Source organism: Neomegalonema perideroedes DSM 15528 (genome assembly GCF_000374145.1).
Taxonomy (GTDB): domain Bacteria; phylum Pseudomonadota; class Alphaproteobacteria; order Rhodobacterales; family Rhodobacteraceae; genus Neomegalonema; species Neomegalonema perideroedes.
Genome location: NZ_KB893666.1, coordinates 38,860 through 54,374 on the forward strand (window position 1 = coordinate 38,860; position 15,515 = coordinate 54,374).

The 15,515-nt window shown below is 67.5% G+C and carries 13 protein-coding genes; 4 read left to right on the forward strand and 9 right to left on the reverse strand.

Annotation, left to right across the window (positions count from 1 at the left end; all coding sequences use genetic code 11):
* Positions 1-17 precede the first annotated feature (17 nt).
* Positions 18-1,619 carry a D-aminopeptidase gene (locus B161_RS0115385; protein ID WP_018634339.1) on the forward strand — a complete coding sequence of 534 codons (1,602 nt, stop codon included), beginning with the start codon at positions 18-20 and terminating at the stop codon, positions 1,617-1,619.
* Here the strand turns inward: B161_RS0115385 and B161_RS0115390 are convergent.
* From B161_RS0115390 to B161_RS0115435, 9 genes are all read right to left on the reverse strand, one after another.
* The gene (locus B161_RS0115390; RefSeq protein WP_018634340.1) at positions 1,614-2,690 is read right to left on the reverse strand and encodes an LLM class flavin-dependent oxidoreductase; all 1,077 of its coding nucleotides are present in this window, start codon (positions 2,688-2,690) and stop codon (positions 1,614-1,616) included. The two genes, B161_RS0115385 and B161_RS0115390, sit on opposite strands and share 6 nt — an antisense overlap.
* 71 nt (positions 2,691-2,761) lie before the next feature.
* Positions 2,762-3,712, reverse strand: a complete 951-nt coding sequence (locus B161_RS0115395) for a transporter substrate-binding domain-containing protein (RefSeq protein WP_018634341.1) — start codon at positions 3,710-3,712, stop codon at positions 2,762-2,764.
* Positions 3,713-3,742: 30 nt separating this feature from the next.
* The gene (locus B161_RS20380; RefSeq protein WP_018634342.1) at positions 3,743-5,551 is read right to left on the reverse strand and encodes an amino acid ABC transporter permease/ATP-binding protein; all 1,809 of its coding nucleotides are present in this window, start codon (positions 5,549-5,551) and stop codon (positions 3,743-3,745) included.
* On the reverse strand, positions 5,548-6,180 hold the full coding sequence (locus tag B161_RS18300) for a GNAT family N-acetyltransferase (RefSeq protein ID WP_018634343.1): 633 nt from the start codon (positions 6,178-6,180) through the stop codon (positions 5,548-5,550). The genes B161_RS20380 and B161_RS18300 overlap by 4 nt, the downstream gene beginning before the upstream one ends.
* A complete protein-coding gene (locus tag B161_RS0115415) occupies positions 6,177-7,379 on the reverse strand; it encodes a M20 aminoacylase family protein (protein ID WP_018634344.1) in 1,203 nt (400 codons plus the stop codon). Before B161_RS0115415 ends, B161_RS18300 begins: the two co-directional genes overlap by 4 nt.
* Positions 7,376-8,731, reverse strand: a complete 1,356-nt coding sequence (locus tag B161_RS0115420) for an LLM class flavin-dependent oxidoreductase (RefSeq protein WP_018634345.1) — start codon at positions 8,729-8,731, stop codon at positions 7,376-7,378. Before B161_RS0115420 ends, B161_RS0115415 begins: the two co-directional genes overlap by 4 nt.
* Positions 8,732-8,818: 87 nt before the next feature.
* A complete protein-coding gene (locus B161_RS0115425; RefSeq protein WP_018634346.1) occupies positions 8,819-9,814 on the reverse strand; it encodes an MsnO8 family LLM class oxidoreductase in 996 nt (331 codons plus the stop codon).
* Positions 9,815-10,234: 420 nt separating this feature from the next.
* A complete protein-coding gene (locus B161_RS0115430; RefSeq protein WP_040790259.1) occupies positions 10,235-11,623 on the reverse strand; it encodes an MATE family efflux transporter in 1,389 nt (462 codons plus the stop codon).
* A gap of 169 nt (positions 11,624-11,792) precedes the next feature.
* Complete coding sequence (locus tag B161_RS0115435; RefSeq protein WP_018634348.1) at positions 11,793-11,987, reverse strand: heavy-metal-associated domain-containing protein; 195 nt, start codon at positions 11,985-11,987, stop codon at positions 11,793-11,795.
* A gap of 53 nt (positions 11,988-12,040) precedes the next feature.
* Between B161_RS0115435 and B161_RS0115440 the strand changes: the two genes are divergently transcribed.
* From B161_RS0115440 to B161_RS0115450, 3 genes are all read left to right on the forward strand, one after another.
* The gene (locus tag B161_RS0115440; RefSeq protein WP_407635467.1) at positions 12,041-14,425 is read left to right on the forward strand and encodes a heavy metal translocating P-type ATPase; all 2,385 of its coding nucleotides are present in this window, start codon (positions 12,041-12,043) and stop codon (positions 14,423-14,425) included.
* 185 nt (positions 14,426-14,610) lie between these two features.
* Complete coding sequence (locus B161_RS0115445; RefSeq protein WP_018634350.1) at positions 14,611-14,820, forward strand: cold-shock protein; 210 nt, start codon at positions 14,611-14,613, stop codon at positions 14,818-14,820.
* 133 nt (positions 14,821-14,953) lie between these two features.
* Positions 14,954-15,388 (forward strand): MerR family transcriptional regulator, encoded by a 435-nt coding sequence (locus B161_RS0115450; RefSeq protein WP_018634351.1) that lies wholly within the window; start codon positions 14,954-14,956, stop codon positions 15,386-15,388.
* Positions 15,389-15,515: the final 127 nt, after the last annotated feature.

The window sequence follows — 15,515 nt, forward strand, 5'->3', positions numbered from 1 at the left end:
CAATGCGGAAGCGCGCTATGGCTGGCCGGAAACCGCCTTTCGCCGAGCAGATCATGACCAAAATCGATCTTTCCGCCCTTGAAGCCGCCCTCGACGCCCTGCCTTCGGCCTATCCGGGGCCGGGCGGCGCGGCGGGCCTTCTGCTGGAGGGCGCGCCTCTCGCCGCGCGCGCATGGGGCTACGCCGATCTCGACGCGCGCCGCCCCATGACCTCCGAGACGCGGCTGCCGATCTGCTCGATCAGCAAGCAATTCACCTGCATGGCCTTGCTCGCGGCCTTCCCCGATCCGGAGCGTCTGAGCGGGCGCCTCGCCGCCCTGGCTCCCGCTTTCGTGGGGCCGCGCCCGAGCTTGGCGGAGCTGTGCCATAATCAATCCGGGCTGCGCGATTACTGGGCTTTGACGGTGCTTGAGGGCGCCAAAGCCGAGCAGCCCTTCCGCCGCGAGGATCTCGCGCCCATGCTGGCGCATCTGCGGAGCGGGCATTTCGCGCCGGGCCTGCGCTATTCCTATTGCAACCTCAATTACCGCCTGCTCGCCGATCTGCTCGAAGCGGAGACGGGCCTCCCGCTGGAGGAGCTTTACCGGCGTCATGTCTGGGCGCCTGCGGGCATGTCGGGCGCCGTGCTGACCGCCGACACCCGCCGCCCCGAAGACCGCGTGACCGGCTATGAAGGCGATGCGGCGAACGGCTGGATTCCCGCCGTCAACGGGGTCTATTGGATCGGAGACGCGGGAATCTCCGCGTCTTTAGAGGATATGCTCGCCTATGAGCGCTGGATCGACGCCACGCGCGAGGATCCGCGCGGCCTCTATCGCCGCATTTCGGAGCCCGTCGCCTTCCGCGACGGGACTCCGGCGGAATACGGCTATGGGCTGCGCCGCTCGGCCGTCGCCGGACTGGAGGCCACAGGCCATGGCGGCGCCTTGCGGGGATTCCGCTGCCATCGGCTGAACATCCGCGCGGCGCGGCTGTCGGTCGTCGTGATGTTCAACCATCAGGCCGACGCCCATGGCGCGGCGCAAAGACTGGCGCGGGCGGCGCTCGGCGAGGCCGAAGCCTCTCCCGCCGCGCCGATCTCCGCCGAATGGGTCAGGAGTTGGATCGGCGCGGAGACGGGGCTGATCGCGCGGATCTCCCGCCATGAGGGCGGCGGCTCGCTGCGCTTCGCGGTGGGCGCCGAGCCTCTGCGCGAGCATGAGGGCGCCCTCGTCTCGCCCCTCTCCCGGATCGAGCGGGAAGGCGAAGGGCTGATCCTGCGGCGCGCCTCGGAGAATCTGACCGAGCGCCTGCGGCCGCTTCCCAAGGCTCCGCCTCAGGATGCGGGGGAATTGGCGGGACGTTACGTCTCGGCGGATCTGGGCGGGGCGGAGATGCGGATCGAGGCGCGGGGCGGGGCGGCTCACGTCTGGTTCAAAGGCTTCCTCGGCGAGGGGCGGCCCGAGCCTCTGAGCTTCGTCGCGCCGGATCTCTGGCTGATCTCGACGCGCCGCTCCATGGACGCCCCCGCGCCGGGAGACTGGACGCTTCAGCTCTCGCGCGACGCCTCGGGGGCGGTCGCGGGGGCGCGGGTCGGCTGCTGGCTGGCGCGCGGGCTGCGCTATGACAAGCGCCTATAGGGCCGGAGCCGCGCTTGCGGGCGCGAGGAGCCTGAACAGCGCCGTTCCGTCATGGAGGATCTGGGCGTAATCCTCCGCCTCGAATTCATAGGGCGCTTCAAGCCGCAAGGAGGAGACCCGGCCGACGACGGGATCCGCGCGCAGGCGCTCGGCGATCTCCTGCGTCGTCCCGACGAGATCGGGCAGGAAGAGCGTCCGGCGCTCGCCTTGCGGCGCTTTGGTGCGGGCGTCGCGCGAGGCCGCGAATTCGGCGTAGCGGCGGCGGGTCGAGGGGGAGGCGGAATCCGTCGGCAGGATCACCCGGCCTAAGCCCACCTCGGCCGCGCCCCTCCCGCGCCAACTGGCTTGAAAGGCGTCGATGAGGGCGTTTTGCGCGGCGAAGAAATCCTCCGTCTGTTCGCCCGTCACGATGTTGCCGCTGAGCAGACGAAAGCCCGCGCCTCCCGCCCAGACCGCCGATTTCAGCGAGCCGCCGCCATACCAAAGCCGATCCGCCAGGCCCTGCGCCACAGGCTGAAGCCGGGGAATCTGCGCCCCCGCGGCGTTGCCCGCCAGAGCCTCGTCATGGAGCGGCTCGGAGCGGATCGCCCGGGCGAGGCGCTCGGCGCGGACGTGGGAGTAGTCGATCTTCTCCGGATCGCCGTCGTAAAGCAGATCGCCGAGCAGACGGCCGAAAGGCGGCGGCCCGGCGCTCACGCCCGCCTGAAGCCGCCCGCCGGAGAGGACGTCCGCCATGGCGAGGTCTTCGGCGAGGCGGAAAGGCGTCTCATAGCCGAGCTGAATCACCGCCGTCCCGAGCTTGATCCGCGTCGTGCGCTGTGTCGCGGCGGCGAGAAAGACCGCCGCCGAGGAGACTCCGCGCTCCAGATGGCGCTGACGCGACCAGGCGCCCGCATAGCCGAGCCTTTCGCCCTCGGCGATGAGCTCGAGCGTGCGCTCCAGCCCGGCGCGGGGATTCGCCTCGGCGAAATTGCCGGGGAGGAGGAAATGGAATTCGGAGATTCCTTTGAAGCCTCTGGTGAAGCCTCTGGTGAAGCCTCTGGCGAAATCGCCCTCTGCGCGATCGGTCACGGCGGCGGCTCCTTCAAATCCGGGCGGCCTCTCCGCGGAGAGGCCGCCGCAAGGTCATGCGCGGGGCGGGATCACTTGCGCGGAAGGCCGGGCGGATTGACGCGGGATTCCGTCACGGCTTCGGCCTCAAGGCCCCAGCGTTTGAGCGCGAGCAGATAATCGCCGTTGGCGATCTGAGCGTTGAGGGCGGCGGCGAAGGCCGGAGCGATTCCCGAGCCTTTACGGGCCGCCACGGCGATCTCAGCCGTCTCCGGATAGCCGCCCGAAAACACGCCGACCAGACGGGTTTTCCCGACCGTGCGGGCCTTGAAGGCCTGAACCGCGTTCGGATGGAAATAGGCGTCGATGCGGCCCGATTGCAGCGCCAGATCCAGAACCGCCGGATCGTCGTAATAGAGAACCTGCGTGTCGGGCAGGCCCGCCGCCTTGTTCTCCTCGATCCAGCGCAGGAGGATCTGCTCCTGATTGGTGCTGGCGCCCACGGCCACTTTCAGGCCCGCCACATCCGCGGGCTTCTCGATCTTCAGGATCCCGCTGTCGTTGGCGACGTAGAAGCCGATGAGATCCTGACGATAGGTCGCGAAGTCGAACTTATCCTTGCGCTCCTCGGTGACGGTGACGTTATGGACCACCGCGTCGTATTTGCCCGAGGTCAGGCCGAGCGGCCAGTCGGCCCAAGCCACGGCGATCAGCTCCAGCTCCAGCCCGAGGCTGTCGGCGAGCAGCTGGGCGACGTCCGGCTCGGCGCCGACGGAGGTTCTCGTATCCGTGGCGTAGGCCGCGAAGGGCAGATGTCCCGGCACAGAGGCCACGGTCAGCTTGCCGGGCGTCGCGAATTTGAAATCGGCGGGGATGAGCGCCACGGCCGCCGGAACGGGCTCGGCGCGCACGCGGCCCGCCTGCTCGGGGCTGAGGTCGATCTCGACGACCGGAGCGTTTCGCTCTGTGGCGAAAGCGGCGGCGGGCGCCAAGGCCAGAGCGGCGCCGAGCAGCAGGCCGCGAATTCGGGATTGAACGGTCATGGGGAAAGCCTTTCGTCTGGGGAGGATGCGTCACAAAACTTTGGCGAGGAATTCGACGGCGCGGGGATGCTTCGGCGCGCCGAGCACCTGCTCCGGGGGTCCGCTTTCGATCACGCGGCCCTTGTCCATGAAGACCACGCGGTCGGCGACCTCGCGGGCGAAGCCGATCTCATGAGTCACCACCGCGAGGGTCGCGCCGGAGCGCGCCAGCCGCTTGATCACGTCGAGGACTTCATTGACGAGTTCGGGATCCAGCGCGGAAGTCGGCTCGTCGAAGAGCAGAACCTTCGGCTTGAGCGCCAGAGCCCGGGCGATGGCGACGCGCTGCTGCTGTCCGCCTGAAAGCTGGCGCGGATAGGCGTTCGCCTTATCCGCCAGCCCGACGCGGGCCAGAAGCTCGCGGGCGAGGGCCTCGGCTTCGGCGCGCGGGACGCCCCGCACGGAAATCGGCGCCTCGACGAGGTTTTCGAGAACGGTCAGATGCGGAAAGAGGTTGAAGTTCTGGAAGACCATGCCGAGGTCGGCGCGGCGGGCGAGGATCTCGCTTTCGCGCAGCTCATAGAGCTTATCCCCTTCGCGGCGATAGCCGATCAGCTCGCCGTCCAGCGCGACGAAGCCGGAATCCGCGCGCTCCAGATGGTTGATCGCCCGCAGGAGCGTCGATTTCCCGGAGCCCGATTGCCCGAGGATCGCCGTCACGCTGCCGGGCGGCAGGGTCAGAGACACGTCGTCCAGAACCTTCAGATCGCCGAAGCTCTTGGAGAGATTGCGGACGACCACTTCTCCGCCGGGAGGCGGGCTTTCGGTCCAGCTTCCGGCGAGGGGGGCGGCGGCGCGGGGAGTCTCCCGGATCGGCGCAGGGCGGGAAGGGGCCTCGGGGCGCAGCAGCCCGAGCTTGACGAAGGGTTCGCGGAAGGCGTTGGGCGGCGGATTGCGCAGCGCGCCCCGGGCGTAATGGCGCTCGACGTGATATTGAATCACCGAAAGCGCGCTCAGGATGACGAGATACCAGACCGTCGCCACCATCAGCAGCGGGATCACCTCCAGATTGCGGCGGTAGATGATCTGGATGGTGTAGAATAATTCCGGCAGGGCCAGCACATAGACCATCGAGGTGCCTTTGGCCAAGCCGATGATCTCATTGAAGGCGGTGGGCAGAATGGCGCGCATCGCCTGAGGCAGCACGATCCGCCGCGCCTGACGCCCCTTCGGCAGACCCAGAGCGGCGGCGGCCTCATGCTGGCCCTGATCCACCGAGAGGATGCCGCCCCGGATCGCCTCCGCCGAGAAGGCGCCGAGATTCAGCGTCAGGCCGATCGCCGCCGCCAGAAAAGGCGTGATCAGCGCGGTGGTGGAGTAATCGAAAAGCTTATATTCGGTGAAGGGCAGACCCAAAGACACCCGCTCGTAAAGATAGCCGAGGTTGTTCAGGATCAGCAGCAGCACGATCAGCGGAATCGAGCGGAAAAGCCAGATGAAGCCCCAGGCCGTGGCGGCCAGCAGCGGCGCGCCCGACACCCGCGCCAGAGCCAGAACCGTGCCCAAGGCGAAGCCGAAGATCGAGCCGAGCAGCGTCAGCAGCAGCGTGCGCCCGAGTCCGGCGAGGACCGGCTCCGAGAAAAACCACTCCGCGAAGACGTCCCAGCCCCAGCGCGGATTCCCCAGCACCGAGTTCAGAACCAGCAGCAGGACCGCCGCGCCGAGCAATCCGCCCGCCAGTCTTCCGTAATTGCGCGCGGGCACGATGGTCAGGCTACGGAGATCCTTGGGGAGATCCTGCGGGGCGGAGCTTTCGGCGGCGGGAAGGCGGCTGCGGGGAAAATCTGAAATGCTGGTCATCGGATCTGGACCTCCAGTCCGGCGCGGGCGCGCAGAGCCGCGAGGGCTTCGGCGGAGACCGTCACGCCGAGCTGCGCGGGCAGATCGGGATCCGGCGTCTTCAGCGGCGCGGAGCCGGGCTTTCCGGCCTCGGCGCCGATGTGCTTTTCAAAAGGCAAGGTCTTGTAGAAAGCCGGATCGAGATCAGGCTCGAAGAGCGGCCGATAGCCGTCGGTGAGATAAAGTCCGGCGGCCTCGGGCTGGCGGAATCCGGTGGTCAGATAAACCCGCCGATAGCCCTGACGCGTCGCCTGAATCTCCAAAGCCCGCACGATCCGCCGCGCCAGACCTTGGCGGCGCAGATCGCCGCGCGTCCAGATGCGCTTGAATTCGGCGGTTCCGGGATCGGCGTGACGCATGAAGGCGCCGCCCGCCACGGCCTCGCCCTCGCGCAGGAGCAGCAGGAAATTCCCATCGGGCGGCGCGAAGGCCTCGGGCGGATAGCGATGAACTTCGGTCTTCGCGCCCTCGCGGTCGAAGAGCGTTCCGTAACGCGAGTCGTATTCGCGGATCAGATCCTCGACCAAAGGCCGGGCGCGCGGATCCGTCGGGCCGCTCTCGATCAGGAGATCGGGAAGGAGATCGGTCATGCGGGGCTCTCCTGAAGGAAGCGTTCGGCCAGCGCGGCCCAGAAGGTCGCGGCGGGAGCCAGAATCGCGTCGTTGAAGCGATAAGCCGGGCTATGGAGGGGCGCGCCCTCGCCGATCCCGACGAAAAGGTAAGCGCCGGGGCGCGCCTGAAGCATGTAGGCGAAATCTTCGCTGGCGGTGCGGGGACGGAAATCCGTCAGGACCGCCTCCGGCCCGAGCGCCTCTTCTGCGGCCTCCTGAGCGAAGGCGATTTGCGCCGCCGGATTGATCAGGCTCGGGAAGCCGGTCTTCAGCCGGACCTCCGCCTCGGCGCCGAAGACCGCCGCCGCCGCTTTGATCACGGCGGGGACGCGCTCTTGCAGAAAGGCGCGGTTCTCCGGGGTGAAGGCGCGCAGCGACAGCCGCAGATCCACGAATTCCGGAATGACGTTGGCCGCCGCCCCGCCATGGATCGCTCCGACCGTGACCACCGCCATCTCGCGCGGATCGACGTTGCGCGAGACGATGGATTGCAGCGCCGTGACCACATGGGCCGCCGCCAGCACCGGATCGATGGTTTCATGAGGCTCGGCGCCATGGCCGCCCTGGCCCTTGATCCGGACTTCCGCCAGATCCACCGAGGCCATGGCCGGCCCCGTCACGAATCCGAACTTCCCGACCGGAACGCCCGGCCAGTTATGCAGCCCGAAGACGGCGTCCACGGGGAAGCGCGTGAAGAGCCCTTCCTCGATCATCTTCTTCGCGCCCGCGCCGATCTCTTCGGCGGGCTGGAGGATCAGACGCAAAACCCCGGAGAATTCGCCTTCCTCGGCCAGCCAGCGGGCGGCGGCGAGCAGAATCGCCATATGTCCGTCATGGCCGCAGGCGTGCGAGACGCCCTGATTCACGCTGGCCCAGTCGAGCCCCGTCGTCTCTTGAATCGGCAGAGCGTCCATATCGGCGCGCAGCCCGAGGATGCGGCTTCCCGAGCCGCGCGTCAGGCTGGCGACGAGGCCCGTTCCCGCGAGCCCGGAGGCCACGTCATAGCCCCAGCCGCGCAGGAGCCCGGCCAGACGCTCGCTGGTCTCCTGCTCCTGAAAGGCCAGCTCGGGGCGCTGATGCAGCTCGCGGCGCAGCTCGACGAACTCCCCGATCCGGGCTTCTATGGCGCGGCGACGGCTCAGCGCGCGCGGAGAAAGCGGGGCGAGGTCGCGGCTCATGCGCTGCGGCTCCGGGAGGCTTCCGCCGAGGGCGAAGCATGGCGGCTGATCTTGAAGGGCAGGCCGAGCCGGTCGCGCAGAGTCTCGCCTGGGGCGGCGCGGTCGTAGCGGCCCCGGGCCTCCAGCTCCGGCAGGACATGGCGGAGGAAATCCTCCAGCCCCTCCGCCGAGACCGCGAAGCCGAGGATGAAGCCGTCCGCCGCGCCCCCGTCGAGCCAGCGGATGATCTCCTCGGCCACCTCCGCCCCTGAACCAAGGAAGGCGCTGCGCGGCGACGTCTCCTCCAGCGCGACTTCGCGCAGAGAAAGGCCGCGCGCCTTGGCCCGCGCCTTGATGCGGTCGGTGGTGGAGCGGAAGCTGTTGCGCCCGATCTCGCCGAGTTCGGGGAAAGGCGCGTCGGGATCATATTGCGCGAAGTCGTGATGATCGAAATAGCGCCCGAGATAGGCGAGGGCCTCCTCAAGGCTCACGAGGGCCTGAATCGCGGCGTATTTGGCTTCCGCCTCTGCGCGGGTGGCGCCGACGACGGGATGGATCCCCGGATAGATCTTCACCTCCTCGCGGGCGCGGCCATGAGCGACGGCGGCGTCCTGAACGCGGGCGCGGAAGGCGCGGGCCTCCTCCAGATCGGCGGCGTTGGTGAAGATCGCCTCGCCATATCTCCCCGCCAGAGAAATTCCGGCGTCGGAGGCCCCGGCCTGAAAGATCGCGGGCTGGCCCTGTTTCGAGCGCGGCGCGTTGAGCGGCCCTTCGATCTGGAAGAAGCGGCCCTTGTGATCGAGGCGGTGGAGCTTGGCCGGATCGAAGAAGCGCCCCGTCTCGCGGTCGCGGATCACGGCGTCCTCGTCCCAGCTGTCCCAGAGCCCTTGCGTCGCCTGAAGATATTCCTCGGCGATCTCATAGCGCAGGGCGTGTTCGGGATGAGGCCGCGAGTAATTGCGCCCCGAGCCCTCCAGCGGCGTCGTCACCACGTTCCAGCCCGCCCGCCCGCCGGAGATCAGATCCAGAGAAGCGAATTGCCGGGCCACGGTGAAGGGGTCGGAATAGGAGGTCGAGACCGTGCCCACCAGCCCGATCCGCGTCGTGACCGCCGCCAGAGCCGAAAGGATCGTCAGAGGCTCGAAGCGGTTGAGGAAATGCGGAATGGATTTCTCATTGATATAAAGCCCGTCCGCCACGAAGACGAAGGCGAATCCGGCCTCTTCGGCCTTGCGGGTCTGCCCGACGTAAAAGGGGAGATTAACGCTGGCGTCGGCGGGGCCGGAGGGATGCCGCCAGGAATTCATATGGCCTCCGGCGCCATGCAGCATCAGGCCGAAGGAAAGCTTGCGGGGAGCGGCTTCGAGGCTCATGGCGCGGTCCTTTCTCAAGATTCCGGGGAGCGTTTTTGTGATCGCGTTTTCGCGACGCGCAGCCGAACGGCTTCGCTGGAAAACCCTCTAGGCGGCGGCCTGAGCGGGAACGCCCGCCAGAAGCTCGATGGCGGCCAGACGCGGCGCGGCCTCGGCGATGGGGCTGTCGAGGATGAACTCCTCGACCCCGAAGCGGCGGCTGAGCTCGTCGAGCCGCGCGCGCACCTTCTCGGGCGTGCCCACCAGAGCCTCGGGGCGCTTTTCGACGATCTTAAAATCCTCGGCCCCGAGCTGGCGGGCGTATTCCTGCGCGCCCTCCGGCGAGCCGAGATTGACGCTCTGGCCGTTCGGCAGCACGAGGCGGAAGACCCGCGCCCCCTCCGCCAGACGCTCCGCCTCGGCCTGCGTGCGCGCCGCCACCGCCAGAAGCGCCAGTTTCGGACGCGCGCCCGCAATGGCCTCATAGGCGGCGAGGCTGCGCTCGATGGTTTGAGGATCGCCGTCATGATGTCCGGCGTAAGTGAAGTCCCAGCCCAGCCGCGCCGCGAGTTCGGCGCTCTCCACGCTGGCGCCGAGCAGGATGCGCTCCGGGAGGATCTCCGCGCGCGGCAGAGCCTCGGCGGCGGGAGCGCCTTCAGGCGGAGCGCCGCGCAGCCAAGCTTCGAGATCGGTCAGGCGTCGGGCGAAATCCTCATGGGGGGCGGGCTGGAGATCGGCGCGCAGGGCTTGCGTGCTGAGGGGGAAGCCGCCCGGCGCCTTGCCGATCCCGAGATCCACCCGCCCCGGCGCGAGATTGGCCAGAACGCCGAAGACCTCGGCCACCTTATAGGCGCTGTAATGCTGGAGCAGCACGCCTCCCGCGCCGACCCGGATGCGGCGCGTCCGGGCGAGGACATGGCTCGCCAGAACCTCGGGGGCGGCGCTGGCGAAGCCCGCGAAGCCGTGATGCTCGGCGAGCCAGAAGCGATGATAACCCAATTCGTCGGCGCGCTTCGCATAGGCGAGAGTCAGCGCCAGAGCCTCGGCGGCGGAGGCGCCAGGCGGGATGGGGCTTTTATCCAGAAGGCCGATGCGATAGCCCATTCGCCGCTTTCCTTATAAATTATTCGCATATATGATCTTTTCGCAAAAACGATCTTACGCCCCGGCGTCCGGCTGTAAAGATCCGTGGAATTCTCGGGAGGCTGCGACGGAAAGGCGCGATTCTTGAAGAAACTTGAGGAAATACGAAGGGGTTTTCGATTTAATTAACTGATTTATATGCGATTATTGAAAGGCTTGGGAAAATATCCGCCTTGGCGTCCTTTATCTGAAGGGGCTTTGGAAGCGCGATGGAAAAACCGTGCGGCGCCAGAGATTTGCGGAGAGATTCGGGAGAATTTAATCCGTAGGGGTCTTTTATTGTGATATTATCGCATATAAAAAGCAGATCAAAACGCTGGACGCCTTCCCCGCCGCGCTTGTGCGGCGAGGAGGGCGCGCAGGCGCTCCCGCATGAGGAGCTTATCCCGCCGCCGCCATGGCCAGAGGTCGACGGAGCCGCCCCGCCAGCCGCCAAGTCATCAGCGCGGCGGCTGTGGTCAGGCCGAGGGCCAATCCCCACCAGATCCCGATTCCGCCCCAGCCGAGCCCGAAGGCCAATCCGTAGCTGGCCGGCGCTCCGACGCCCCAGTAGCTCACCAAAGCGATGAGCATCGGCGTCCGCGCGTCCTTCAGCCCGCGCAGGGCGCCGCTGGCGAGTCCCTGCAGGCTGTCCACGATCTGAAAGACGGCGGCCACCGCCAGAAATCCGACCACGAAAGGCGCCACGGCGGCGGCTTCGGGATTCTTCAGGTCAAGGTAAAGTCCCGCCAGCGTCTCGGGGATGGTCAGAAAAGCCAGGGCGGAGAGGCAGGCGAAGACCGCGCCGACCCCCAGCGCCGCAATCGCCGCCCGCGAGACGCCGGAGGCGTCGCCCCGGCCTTGGGCGCGCCCGACCCGGATCGTCGCCGCCGCCGAGAGGCCCAGCGGAATCATGAAGGCGAGGCCGCTATATTGCAGCGCCACGCCATGCGCCGCCAATTCGCGCGCGCCGACCCACCCCATCATGATCGTCGTGGCGCTGAACAAAGCCACCTCGGCGACGATGGTCGCGCCGATGGGCCAGCCGAGCCGGAAGACTTCGCGCAGGGCGGGGAGGTCGGGCTTCAGGAATCGCCCGAACGCCGCATGGATCCTCACAGAAGGCGCCCCTGCGGCGTAGGCCGCCAGAAACAGCGCCACGCAGGAGGTCGAGAGCAAGGTCGCCAGCCCCGCGCCCGCCATGCCCATGGCCGGAATCCCCCAGCCTCCGAAGACCAAGAGGAGATTCAACAGAAGATTCAGCGCGCCGCCCATCACCAGCGCCAGAAGCGCGATTCCGGGCCGCTCCAGCGCGCCGAAAAAAGAGCGCAGCGCGATGATCGCCAATTGCGGAAACAGCGACCATTGCAGAATCCGCAGATATTCGGCGGCCAGCGCCGAGATCCGCGCCTCCTGCCCGAGCGCCAGAAACAGCGCCTCGCCGCGCCAGAGCAGAGGCGTCGCCAGCAGCGCATAGGCGAAGCCGAGCCAAAGCCCCATGCGCAGGAAGCGGCGCAAGCCGCGCGGATCCCTTGCGCCGAGGGCGTTGGCCGCCAGCGGCATGATCGCGTAGCCGAAGCCCGAGCCGAACATCCAGATCACGAAGAAGGCCTGCCATCCGAGCACGGCGGCGGCCAGTTCGTCGGGTCCGAGGCGGCCCAGCGTCACGGTGTTGGTGACGTTCAGCGCGAGTTGCGCCAATTGCGACCCGATCAGCGGCAAGCCCAGCCGGATCGTGGCCTTCACATGCTCCAACCAGGAACGCGCGGGCGCGCTCTCGCTGAAAGACATGCGCGCGGGCTCGCCTGAGGAGGCGTCTCCATCCATCTTCGTCACCAGTTTCGGAGGGGGGCGCTCGTCCGGCCAAGCCGAATCCTAAGCGCGGCGGAGATCCGCCAGACTCCCCCTTTAGCCCGGAAAAAGCTTTCCGGCGACGAAGAAAAAGGCTGCGGCCGCCGTTCTAGGCGGCGGTCGCCGGAAAGCCCGCCTCGGCGAGGGCCTTCCGCAGCTCCTCCGGAGAGGCCGCGCTCTCGACCTTCACGATTCGGGTCGCGAGGTCGGCCTCGACCTCGGCCTGCGCGTCGAGGCCGAGGATGGCGGCCTTGACCGAGCGCGCGCAGCCGCCGCAGGCCATGTCTTCGATGTGCAAACGCATGGGAGATCTCCTTAGGGCTCCATCTTCCGCCTTCTGATCTAGGGCTTCCCACCATGGGAAGGTCAAGGGGCGCGTCAGGAGAATCCGGGCTTGACCTTCCCACGATGGGAGGCCCCACATCCGTAGGCGATCGATTCGAGTCAATGATGAAGGAGGCGATCATGGACGCCCCTGTTCGGACCGCAGGCTCTGCGGTCTTCGCTCTGCCCATCGAGGGCATGACCTGCGCGTCTTGCGTGGGGCGCGTCGAAAAAGCCCTGAGGGCCGTGCCCGGCGTGACCGAGGCCAATGTGAACCTCGCCACGGAGAGGGCCAGCGTGCAGGCTTCGGCCTCCGTGGATCGGGCGCAGCTGGTCGCGGCGGTGGAGAAGATCGGCTACGCCGTTCCGGCCTCCGCCGCGCCCGAGGCGGCGCAGGAGCAAGCCGAAGAGCGCTCCGCCCGCAAGGAGGAGGAGCTTCACGAGCTGACCCGCGCCTTCCGGCGGGCGGCGCTCCTGACCGCGCCGGTCTTCGTTCTGGAGATGGGGTCTCATCTCATTCCGGGCGTCCATCATCTGATCGCCTCGACCATCGGCGTTCAGGCGAGCTGGATTCTCCAGTTCCTCCTGACGACTCTCGTGCTCTTCGGCCCCGGACTGCGCTTCTTCAAAACGGGGATTCCGGCTCTGCTGCGCGGCGCGCCGGATATGAACTCCCTCGTGGCGGCGGGGTCTCTCTCGGCCTACGGCTATTCGCTCGCGGCGACCTTCGCGCCCGGGCTGCTGCCGTCCGGAACCGTCAACGTCTATTACGAGGCCGCCGCGGTCATCGTGACGCTGATTCTGCTCGGGCGTCTGCTGGAGGCCCGCGCCAAGGGCCGGACCTCCGAGGCGATCCAGCGGCTGGTCGGACTTCAGGTCAAGACGGCGCGGGTGCGGCGCGGCGGCGAAATCGTCGAGACGCCCATCTCCGCCGTCGTGGCGGGCGATCTGCTGGAGGTCCGCCCCGGCGAGCGCATTCCGGTGGACGGGCGCGTGGTCGAGGGGGAAAGCTACGTCGACGAATCCATGATCTCCGGCGAGCCGATTCCGGCGCTGAAGTCTCCTGGCGCCGAGGTGGTCGGCGGGACGGTGAATCAGAAAGGCGCCTTCGCCTTCACGGCCACGGCGGTGGGCGGCGAGACGCTCCTCGCGCAGATCATCCGCATGGTCGAGGAGGCTCAGGGCTCCAAGCCGCCGATTCAGGCTTTGGTGGATAAGATCGCCCTTTGGTTCGTCCCGGCGGTGATGGCGGTCGCGGCGCTGACCTTCGGGCTCTGGCTGATCTTCGGACCCTCGCCCGCTCTGAGCTTCGCGCTGGTCAACGCGGTGGCGGTGCTGATCATCGCCTGTCCCTGCGCCATGGGGCTGGCCACGCCGACCTCGATCATGGTCGGGACGGGGCGCGGCGCCGAGATGGGGATCCTCTTCCGCAAGGGCGAGGCTTTACAGGTACTTAAGGGCGCCAGGGTCGTGGCTTTCGACAAGACCGGCACTCTGACCGAAGGGCGCCCGAGCCTCACGGAGCTGGAGCTGGCGGCGGGCTTCTCGCGCGCCGAGGTTCTGGAGGCCGTGGCGGCGGTCGAGGCGAAATCGGAGCATCCCATAGCTCAGGCCCTCGTCGCGGCCGCCGAACGGGAAGGGCTGAGGCCGCCGCCCGTTTCGGAATTCGAATCGGTCACGGGCTATGGCGTGAAGGCTCTGGCCGGAGGACGGCGCGTCGCGGTGGGCGCCGGGCGCTTCATGCAGGCTCTGGGGCTCGACGCCGCGCCTTTCGCCATTATCGCGGAGCGTCTGGCGCAGGAGGGCGAGACGCCCCTCTATGCGGCCCTCGACGGGCGGCTGGCGGCGATCCTCGCCGTTTCGGATCCGATCAAGGAGACCACGCCTCAGGCGGTCAAGGCGCTCCATGATCTGGGGCTCAAGACCGCCATGATCACCGGAGACGACGCCCGCACCGCGCGCGCCGTGGCCGCCCGGCTCGGAATCGACGAGGTGGTCGCGGAGGTTCTTCCCGAGGGCAAGGTGGAGGCGATTCGGCGTCTGCGGCGCGAATATGGCGCCGTGGCCTTCGTCGGCGACGGGGTGAACGACGCGCCCGCTCTGGCCGAGGCCGACGTGGGGCTGGCCGTCGGCGCGGGAACCGACATCGCCATAGAGGCGGCGGACGTGGTGCTGATGTCGGGAGATCTGCGCGGCGCGGCGCGGGCCGCGGCGCTCTCCAAAGCCACGATCCGCAACATCCGCCAGAATCTTTTTTGGGCCTTCGCCTATAACGCCGCCCTGATTCCCGTGGCGGCGGGGGCGCTTTATCCGGCTTTCGGGATTCTGCTCTCGCCTGTTTTCGCGGCGGGCGCCATGGCGCTGTCGAGCGTCTTCGTGCTGGGGAACGCTCTGAGGCTGCGTCGCTTCGCTGCGTGAAAACCTTGCGGCCTTCATGGCTTTTCCATATTGCAAATCTGGAGATTTGGCCTATATCACGCGCATCGACCATTGCTTGTGACGCCGGTTCGGAGTTTTCGCTTCGTCCGATTTCCTTTCAAAGAATCGATCCAACCCCGCAGGGCATCGCGGGAACCACAACGATTGCTTAGAAGGAGATCGTTATGAATACTGGTGTTGTGAAGTGGTTTAACGCCACCAAGGGTTTCGGCTTCATCCAGCCCGACAATGGCGGCCCGGACGTTTTCGTGCACATCTCCGCCGTGGAGCGCGCCGGCTGGCGCTCGCTCGCCGACGGCCAGAAGATCGGCTACGACATCGTTCAGGACCGTCGTTCCGGCAAGAACTCCGCCGACAACCTGCAGGCGATCTGAGATTTCCGATCGTCGCCGCCGAGCGCTGAAGCGCCGCGGCTGAACCGTTCAGAGAGGCCGGGCAGAGGGGCGATTCCCTTGCCGAAGTCAGGGCTACCCCCTATAGCGGCTAGAGCTTCAAGAGGATTCGCGCATGTCGACCATTGGAAAACTCAGCGCGGCGGCGGGGGTGAAGATCCCCACCATCCGCTATTATGAGCAGATCGGCCTGCTGCCGGAGGCGCCGCGCAGCGAAGGCGGACAAAGGATCTACGACCACAAAGCTTTGAATCGCCTGAGGTTCATCCGCCATTCCCGGGAGCTCGGCTTTCCGCTGGAGGCGATCCGGGATCTGCTGGATCTCGCGGATCAGCCGCAAAGCTCCTGCGCGGCGGCGGACGGCGCGGCGAAGGCGCAATTGGCTGCGGTCAAAACGCGCATCCTGCGTCTGAAGGCGCTGGAGGCGGAGCTTGAGCGCATGATCGCCGATTGCGCCCATGGGGTCGTCGCGGATTGCCGGGTGATCGAGGTGCTGGGCGACCACAGCCTCTGCGGCCATGAGCATCATCCCCAAACAGGGACTCTGTAAGCCTCCGCCCGCGCAAAAGAAAAGGCCGGGCTGGGAGGTCTGAGGGCCTCGGTTTCGTCGGTCATGCGAAGTTTCCTCATCCTGAGCGATGGGTTGGAGAACGACGCCCGCGGGCCCCGGCGACGCG